The organism is Microcoleus sp. SVA1B4, assembly GCF_036700545.1.
In the GTDB taxonomy this organism is placed as follows: Bacteria; Cyanobacteriota; Cyanobacteriia; order Cyanobacteriales; family Microcoleaceae; genus Microcoleus.
Genome location: NZ_JAUBPB010000160.1, coordinates 1 through 1587, shown reverse-complemented (window position 1 = coordinate 1587; position 1587 = coordinate 1). Strand labels below are relative to the sequence as shown.

Genomic DNA, 1587 nt, shown 5'->3' with positions numbered 1-1587 from the left:
GGAGTATTTGCGCGAGTCAATGCCACGGCGCAAACTACACCACTCTCTAAATCTTTGAGGATGTGGCGTTTATATCCCAATACGGTTTACTTAAGGGTTAGGAGGCTTTAAAATATTAAAAATAGGAGAATTAATTTTTATTCCAGTACCTCTGTGTTTAACTTTTTTGGATTTAAATTTTGAAACAGGTTTTTTCACAACTCTTGGGTTATTTCTCTCAACTCTTTGTGGCAAAGTCGCATCAAGAATCTCCAAATTCAACCAAGTAAAAAAAAGGGGATTTCTTGTGCTTCTAGTCGCTGGAATTTTGGGACAGCGCGACGAATAACTCGTAATGTACCCGTGAAAGAGATACTTAATGGGGAAATTTCTGCACTATGCGCTGTTTGACAAATTAATGACCGGACAGCCCAATGTCCTAATAATAGGCCATAAATTTCTTGTACTACTTCTCTTGGTCTTTGAGAGCGAACATGAGTTTTTCTTTCCCCGATATGTACTTTGAATTCATCAATTGTATTTTCCACTTCCCAACGTTGATGATATTCGGCCGCCAATAACTTTGCCGGAAATCTTTGAGGGTCTAATAAACTTGTAATTAAACGATACTTAATTTCTGCTGTTGGGTCATTTAAGTTTTCAATCGTGTACTCAATTACTCTGATTTGGATTGGTTTAAATCCTTTTTTCCTGAATTGGCCTGGGGGATTAATAAAACTTAAGTAAGAACCATCTTCTAGCTGTGTTTCGTTGAGGAATTTAACATTTGATGGAATTCTTCCTAAATAGCCACAACCCTTGCTGAGCGTGGTCCATACCATCGCATACGAATGCAAACCTCTATCCCACATTAGCAACATTTCTTTAGTAACTGACCGCAATAATCTTAACGCTCTGACTCTTTCTCCCATCTTATATGGACATATTAAGGCATCAAATATTAAGTGTGTTCCTGCTTCTACTAAAATAACTAATCTAGCTTTTGGAAAAGCAGCTCTTGTACCTGGACGGCTACCTGGACGACCAAAAACTCTAGCATTTTCATCACTGTCTGGGATGTCACTCGCAGGTTCCATCTATTGCTACAACTCTCAATCCATTCAGAAAAGCTCCTACTGTTTCAGTTGTAGCCATTGGTCGTACCAACTGATTAAATAGCTGGCTCATTACAGAAGGCCCTAATCTTTTTCTGGCTTTAGTAATAGCTGCCTTGCAGGGAGTTTTCCAGAATTTACCAGTTTTCAACCAGACTTCATTAAGTCCATCAATCAGATTCTTTAGTACGTCCCGCATTGAGTCTTTTGACCATAAGCTCATTGCTACGATCAAACATACTACCAGTTGTGATGGTAGCGCACGATGCCGTTTTTCTTTTGCTTTTGTTTTCAGGATAGCCGCTTCTATTTCTGTTGATGGAATCGCTCTCTCTATTGCTTTGAATACCTCGCTACTTTTGAGCTTGGGAGATTCTAAGCTGTTGTGCCTTTAAATAGGGTATAATAAAAAATTAGGTATCCGCTCAATAAGTAGCGGTAGCACAGAAAAAAAAATAAGCAGAGTACACAAAGTGTCATAAAATAGGACACA

1 pseudogene is annotated in these 1587 nt (G+C 38.7%); it reads right to left on the bottom strand.

Annotated elements, in window-relative coordinates:
• Positions 1-257: 257 nt before the first annotated feature.
• Positions 258-1404, bottom strand: a pseudogene (locus QT987_RS29690) (IS4 family transposase).
• Positions 1405-1587: the final 183 nt, after the last annotated feature.